We start from the raw sequence: 6,807 nt of genomic DNA on the forward strand, positions 1-6,807 counted from the left end.
GCTGTCCGAATTCCCTGCTCCACCCTTCGCGGGAATGACAAGAGTACCGTAAAGGAATTTATGAAATGAGTTCTTGACTCAATTGCACGCCCGCGTAGGTTTTCCCCTACGCCCCGCCATCAAACATTCACTACAAAACATCACTGCCATCCACGATGGCGGACCGGCCGGCGCTCGCCGATACTTCAACCATAGTCGATCCGCCGGAAGAGCCATCATGATGACAGCCCTGCAATTCACCCCGCCCGAACAGATGCACAAGGCAGCGATGCACGCGCCGGAGCCGAATCATTGCGCCTCCTGCAGCCTGCACAAGCTCTGCCTGCCGACCGGCCTGCAGGAAGCGGACATGCAGCGGCTCGACAAGATCATCGGCCGCCGCCGCAAGGTGCAGCGCGACGGCAATCTTTACCGGATGGGCGATCCGTTCACCAAGCTGTATGCCATCCGTGTCGGCCATTTCAAGACGTATCAGATCAATTCCGCCGGCGAACAGCAGATCACCGGCTTCCAGATGCCCGGCGAACTGCTCGGCATGGATGCCATCGGCGCGGGCCGCCATCACTGCGGCGCGGTGGCGCTGGAGGACAGCGAAGTCTGCGAGATTCCCTTTGCCAGGCTGGAGGAATTGTTCGCCGAAATCCCGACCTTGCTGCGTCATTTCCATCGCCTGATGAGCCAGGAAATCACCCGCGAACAGAATGCGATGCTGCTGCTGGGCGGCATGCGCGCCGAACAGCGGCTGGCGGTGTTCCTGGTGAACATCGGTGCGCGTTACGCCGCGCGTGGCTATTCGTCGAACAAATTCCAGTTGCGCATGATGCGCGAGGATGTCGGCAACTATCTCGGACTGACGATCGAAAGCATCAGCCGCATGCTGTCCCGGTTCAAGAAGGAAGGTTTCCTGAAAGTGTCGAATCGAGAGATCGAAGTGCTGGACCCGGTACGCCTGAAGGAAGTGGCGGCGGGAACGGCGCATGTTCACTGACGGCGTCCCGGAAGTTCGTCGTCCCAACCCAGGTTCGTAAGAGGTCATCATGCTGGCATCGCTCTGGTCGCCCGATCTTTCCCTTGGAAATCCGTCGATGGATACATCTCACAGCGAGCTGCTCGACAAGCTTGCGCGGCTGTTCGACGTGTCCGATGCCGACTTTCCGGCGCACTACGCGGCGATGGTTGCCCGTATCGAAAGCGATTTCCGGGAAGAGGAGGAGCTGATGGAAAAAATCGATTTCCCCGGCATACACCATCACCGCGAGCAGCATTGTGCGCTGCTCGGAAGTCTTCACCGCGCGGCGGGCGCGGTCATGCAGGGCGATGTCGAGCTGGGACGCCGGACGATCGCCATTCTGCCGCAATGGCTGATGGCGCATATCTCGACATCGGATGCCGGCCTGGCCTTCGCGCTGCAATTCCGGCACGAGGAAATTTTCTAGAGCGGTTTGCGCAATGGAGTGCGGAAGACGCGTCTAGAGCGCTTTCGTCCTGACTGTACCGCCGATCCCGGACGCTTTGCCAGCGGCACGGCGTTGTGCGGGGCCGCCGAGGCTTCCTTGCCATGGCCCGCCATGTCGCGTCAGCACCCTTGCAGGGCGCGCATCCGCTTGCACGCGGATGCCGTGTCGCGGGCGGGCAGCATGCTGCCCGAGTGCCCCGCTCCGCCCTTGTTCCGCGGGCAAATCATCTCGGCCTCGTCTGGCACAGTCAGACCGAAAGCGCTCTAGGCACTCAGGACGGCAGCCAAAGATCCTTGGCCATGCACAGCGCATCCTCGATGCCCTGGTAATACCGTTTCCGCTGGTGCATCTCCCGGAACCCGCTCTGCCGGTAGAACGCAATCGCCCCCGCATTGCCTGCCCTGACTTCAAGCCGTATCAGGTCGATGCCGGCCACCCGCGCCGTGGCTTCCAGCCATGCCAGCAGGGCCAAGCCGACGCCCTTGCGGCGCTGATCGGGATGCACTGCAAGCAACAGGATATGCGCTTCGCTTTCCGCATACTTCATGATGGCAAAGCCGGCCAGGCGGTGTTCATGCCGCACCACCGCCACATTGGTTGACCTGTCGGCAATGCTGTTGGCAACGCGCCGCGGCGTCCAGCTCCACGACAGGCCTTGCTCGATCACATTCCGGGACAGCAGGGAAATGCCCGTTGCGTCACCCGGGACGGCAAGCCCGACTTCATGATTGGCAATCATCGCGTATCCACGCTCCCGGCTGCGACTCAGGCGCGCACGTTCCGGAACCGATCCGGAAACGGGGTCGACATGCCGGGTCCGTCACCCTTTTGAAACAGGCTCTCAGATGTTGTACTGGTCCAGCACGATTTTTGCCGATTCGGCGATATCCGCCCCGATCAGGCTGATCGGCTTGTCATCCGTGTCGGCATCCTCGGCATCGGCTCTCTTGGCCAGCGCCATCAGGTGCTTGCGCACGTGCCGCGCCAGCGAAACCCGCTTGGTCGACTTGTTCAGCAGGTAATGTCCCTGATAACGGAAGCCGTCCTCAAATACGATCTGGAAGTCGCATTGGTCGTATCCGGTATCCGGCGCGCAGTCAGACCAGTCGTCGAGCACCTTGTTGGCGGCCTCGAGCGACGACACCCTTGCTTTCGACGGCAGCCCATCGACACGTTGTATCAATATACGGGCGATATCCACCTTTTCAGTTGCATCCGATTCCATGTTGTCATCCAGTTTTGCGGTATTCATTGAAGTAACAGTGACGCCGCTTTGATGAATTTCAAGGTGCTTCAACCCAAACAAAACGGTGAAGCATGCACAGGTTTTCATCAGGCCCGCTGTTACTCACTATTACTTTGTCTCGGACAGGGATGTGAAATCAGGCAAACTTCCGCCGCTCTTCACCCTGTACGCATCTCCCTAGCTGACATGGACAATGCATGTAAGTTCGGCATCTTTAAAACCAAAGTTAACCGATCATTCCAATTCGGCAACGATTTATGCAATACTCGGCGCGGGACACTTCGGGTTATCAATACGTCAATTTCAATGTACCAATTCAATGGCCTTCCTTTTCCTGCTGCGTAATACACACGCAATCACGGCCGCAGTCAGGTGCAGCGCCGGATTGTTCATTCGGCTTTTGTGCATTGGATCGTCGTGTTTCCTGCTCCTGTTACCGGCGGCGAACGCGGAGCAGGCCATCGTCGATATCCCCGCCGATTTTCAGACGCGCGGCCTGGCGTCGGAAGTCGACGTCCTCGAGGACCCTGCTCAGGCACTGACTGTTGCACAGGTCGCCGGGCGAGATTTCGAAAAAGCATTTCTTCCGCAGCGCGGATCCGCCAACCTCGGCTACACCGGCTCCGCGTACTGGCTGCGGATCAAGCTGCGCCAGCCGGCCCCGATCGACCGCACCGTGTTGCTGGAGGTCGAGTATCCGCACCTGGACCATGTGTCCGTATTTCTTCCAGCGACGGGCGCTGAAGGTTTCGTCGAGAAGCGCACCGGCGATTCAACGGTGTTTTCCACCCGCGACATCAACCATCGCCATTTCGTTTTCAAGGTCCCGCTCGACGGCACCGATGTCCGTACCATCTATGTGAGGATCGCATCCGGCGGCACGGTCACCTACCCGGTCAGGCTCTGGTCACCCGAAGCGTTCCACGACGCACACACCCTGGAACTGCTCATCCTGGGCATTTTCTACGGCATGCTGGTGGCGATGGCGTTCTACAACCTGTTCCTGTACCTGACGGTCCGTGACCGTGTGTACCTGTATTACGTCGCCTTCATCGCCTCGGTCGGCATGCTGATGTTTTCCCTCGACGGCCTCGGCTACCAGTTCATCTGGACCGGACTGCCGGCCATCGTCAACTGGACCAACTCCACGCTGACCTGCCTGACGCTGATTTTCGTGCAGCTCTTTGCGCATGAATTTTTGTCGCTGCCGAAAACCTCGCCGCGCATGGGCCGCCTGATCCGGGGACTGATTTATCTTATGCCGGCGGCGTTCGCGCTGACCGCATTCGGCGGATACAGCGTGGCGATGCGCACCATGCTTCAGCTCGGGCTGATCTCCCTGGTCGTTGTCGTGTCCTGTGCCGTCATGTCGTGGCGTGCCGGTTACCGGCCGGCGCGGTTCTTCTTCATCGCCTTCGGCATCGAGATACCCGCTGCCGGCATGCTGATGCTCAGCAGTATCGGCATGCTCCCGACCAACTTCCTGACGGTGCATGGCCTGCAGATCGGCATCGGTATCGATGTGCTGTTGCTGTCGATCGCGCTGGCCGACCGCATCAACGCCCTGAAACGCGACAAGGAGCTGGCCCAGGCGGAAGCGCTGGCAAGCCAGCAGCGTGCGCTCGCCGACCTGAAGAAACACGAGGAAGCACTGGAGAAACGCGTCGAGGAACGAACCAACGAGCTGCATTTCCTGGCAAATACCTTGCGCGACGAGATCCGCAAGAAGGAAGCGATCGAGGTCCAGTTGCGCGAGAATGAACAGCAGATGCGGCATCTCGCTCACCATGACGCCCTCACCGGGCTGCCGAACCGCATGTCGCTGCAGGAGCGGTTGACGATGGCGATCCAGCAGGCCCAGCGCAACGGCACAAGTGTCGCGCTGCTGATGATCGATCTCGACAACTTCAAGCAGATCAACGACAGCTGGGGCCACAGCGCCGGTGACGCCGTTCTCTGCACCGTGGCCCGCCGGCTCCAGGCCATGGTGCGCAATGTCGACACGGTGGCCCGGATCGGCGGTGACGAATTCGTCGTGGTGCTGTCCGACGTCGATTCGGATGCCGACGCGCTGCTCGTCGCCGAAAAAATCCTGACCGCATTATCCGAGCCGGTATCGGCGTTCGGCGCCACCTACCAGACCTCGCCGAGCATCGGCATCAGCCTCTTCCCGCGCGATGGAACGAACCTGGACGAACTGCTCAAACGGGCCGACACCGCCGCCTACCAGGCGAAAAAGGCGGGCAAGAATACCTTCCGGCTCGCCATGTCCTGAGCGGAAGACGCGCTCCAAAAAGAACGGCGGCGCCAGCCAGGCCGGCGCTGCCGCGACAGGATGGTACCGGCTTGCGGATCAGACGTTCATCACTGCGACCGAACGCACATTGAGATAGGCTTCCACCGCCTCCGGTCCGCCCTCGGAGCCGTAACCGGAGTCCTTGATGCCGCCGAACGGCATTTCGGCCGACGGCAGGGCGGGCATGTTGATCCACAGCATGCCCACCTCGACGCGGCGCGCCAGCAGGTCGGCATTTTTCAGCGAACGGGTGAACGCGTAACCGGCCAGGCCATAGGGCAGGCGATTGGACTCGGCGATCGCTTCCTCCAGCGTGTTGAAACTGCGGATCGCCGCCATCGGGCCGAACGGCTCGTCATTGAAGACTTTCGCTTCGAGCGGCACATCGCCCAGGATGGTGGGTTGCCAGAAATTGCCCGCATCGCCGAGGCGTTCGCCGCCGGCGAGCACCTTCGCGCCGCGCTCGACCGCATCCTTGGTGAATTCCGCCATGGCGGTCAGCCGGCGCGGGTTCGCCAGCGGCCCCATCTGCGTGCCTTCCGCCAGGCCGTCGCCGACCTTCAGGCCTTGCGCATGCTTGACCAGCGCCTGCTCGAAATCCTTGCGGATGCTTTCATGCACGAGGAAGCGGGTGGGCGAAATGCAGACCTGTCCGGCATTGCGGAACTTGGCGGCGCCGGCGGCCTTTACCGCCAGCGCGATATCGGCATCCTCCGCGACAATCACCGGCGCATGGCCGCCGAGTTCCATCGTCACCCGCTTCATGTGCTGGCCGGCCATCGCGGCGAGCTGCTTGCCCACCGGCGTGGAGCCGGTGAACGTGATCTTGCGGATGACGGGATGCGGGATCAGGTAGCTGGAAATCTCGGCGGGGTTGCCGTAGACCAGGCCAAGCACGCCGGGCGGGATGCCGGCATCGGCGAAGGCCTGGATCAGCGCCGCCGGGCCGGCCGGGGTTTCCTCCGGTGCTTTCACCAGCATCGAACAGCCGGCGGCCAGCGCCGCGCCGACCTTGCGCACCACCTGGTTGATCGGGAAATTCCACGGCGTGAACGCCGCCACCGGTCCGACCGGGTCCTTCAGCACCATCTGGCGCACCGCCAGGTTGTTGCGTGACGGCACGATGCGGCCATACACGCGGAAGCCTTCTTCGGCGAACCATTCGATGATGTCGGCCGCGGCCAGCGCCTCGCCCTTGGCTTCGGCCAGCGGCTTGCCCTGTTCCTGCGTCATCACGCGTCCGATGGCGTCAGCGCGCTCGCGCATGAAGCCGGCGGCCTTGCGCATGATCTTGCTGCGCTCCGCAGGCGTCATGTCGCGCCAGGTTTCGAAACCCTTCTGCGCGGCTTCCAGCGCCTTGTCGAGGTCGGCCCGGCCGGCATGGGCGACGCGCCCGATTTCCTTGCCCGTGGCGGGATTGTGGATGGCCAGCGTGCGGCCGTCGGCGGCGTCCTGCCACTGGCCGTTGATAAACAATTGCGTATTCGGATAGGTCATGGTGTGCTCGCTTTGCCCAATGCAGGAAAAAAGGATCAAGCCGCCGCGCGCCGTCCGGCAGCCCTGCGTGAACCGCCGGTGGCGATGATGCGAACGGATGGTGCGGTATATCGGAGTATTGGCGGCGATGATGGTTGCCGTCGTCAACGCCTGGATTGTCAGGATACCGCCGCGGCGGTTATCTTCCGGTAGTCTAGCAGGGACGCTCATTACGGGTGCGCGGCCCCGATGCGTCCACGGGGAGCCGGTGACTAGGCGCAAGGATCGGCGCAAGACGCCATGCCGCGCACCGGCCTCCCCTATAATCCAGT

Annotated in this window: 6 protein-coding genes; 3 read left to right on the forward strand and 3 right to left on the reverse strand. The window is 61.8% G+C overall.

All coding sequences use genetic code 11. The annotated features are described in order from the left end of the window. Positions 1 to 253 precede the first annotated feature (253 nt). Positions 254 to 988, forward strand: a complete 735-nt coding sequence (fnr, locus tag V7080_RS22025; protein WP_334190534.1) for a fumarate/nitrate reduction transcriptional regulator Fnr — start codon at positions 254 to 256, stop codon at positions 986 to 988. Positions 989 to 1,037: 49 nt separating this feature from the next. Next, a complete protein-coding gene (locus tag V7080_RS22030; protein WP_334190530.1) occupies positions 1,038 to 1,436 on the forward strand; it encodes a bacteriohemerythrin in 399 nt (132 codons plus the stop codon). Positions 1,437 to 1,728: 292 nt separating this feature from the next. Here V7080_RS22030 and rimI read toward each other — a convergent pair whose 3' ends face one another. Continuing rightward, complete coding sequence (rimI, locus tag V7080_RS22035) at positions 1,729 to 2,196, reverse strand: ribosomal protein S18-alanine N-acetyltransferase (RefSeq protein WP_334190531.1); 468 nt, start codon at positions 2,194 to 2,196, stop codon at positions 1,729 to 1,731. Positions 2,197 to 2,298: 102 nt separating this feature from the next. Then, entirely contained in the window at positions 2,299 to 2,709 is a 411-nt protein-coding gene (locus V7080_RS22040) for a hypothetical protein (protein WP_334190532.1), read from the reverse strand. Between the two features lie 379 nt (positions 2,710 to 3,088). Here V7080_RS22040 and V7080_RS22045 point away from each other — a divergent pair, with 379 nt between their 5' ends. Next, positions 3,089 to 4,978, forward strand: coding sequence for a diguanylate cyclase domain-containing protein (locus V7080_RS22045; protein ID WP_334190533.1), 1,890 nt, complete (start codon positions 3,089 to 3,091; stop codon positions 4,976 to 4,978). A 78-nt stretch (positions 4,979 to 5,056) separates the two neighbouring features. Here the strand turns inward: V7080_RS22045 and V7080_RS22050 are convergent, their stop codons facing one another. After that, positions 5,057 to 6,496, reverse strand: a complete 1,440-nt coding sequence (locus V7080_RS22050; protein WP_334190535.1) for an NAD-dependent succinate-semialdehyde dehydrogenase — start codon at positions 6,494 to 6,496, stop codon at positions 5,057 to 5,059. Positions 6,497 to 6,807 lie beyond the last annotated feature (311 nt).

It is taken from the genome of Noviherbaspirillum sp. (genome assembly GCF_036846085.1).
Classification (GTDB): domain Bacteria; phylum Pseudomonadota; class Gammaproteobacteria; order Burkholderiales; family Burkholderiaceae_D; genus Noviherbaspirillum.

Excerpts from the sequence above, each read along its gene's own strand:
- fnr (WP_334190534.1), top strand. The coding sequence starts at position 254 with ATGCACAAGGCAGCGATGCACGCGCCGGAGCCGAATCATTGCGCCTCC.
- V7080_RS22040 (WP_334190532.1), bottom strand. The coding sequence starts at position 2,709 with ATGAATACCGCAAAACTGGATGACAACATGGAATCGGATGCAACTGAA.
- V7080_RS22030 (WP_334190530.1), top strand. The coding sequence starts at position 1,038 with ATGCTGGCATCGCTCTGGTCGCCCGATCTTTCCCTTGGAAATCCGTCG.
- rimI (WP_334190531.1), bottom strand. The coding sequence starts at position 2,196 with ATGATTGCCAATCATGAAGTCGGGCTTGCCGTCCCGGGTGACGCAACG.
- V7080_RS22050 (WP_334190535.1), bottom strand. The coding sequence starts at position 6,496 with ATGACCTATCCGAATACGCAATTGTTTATCAACGGCCAGTGGCAGGAC.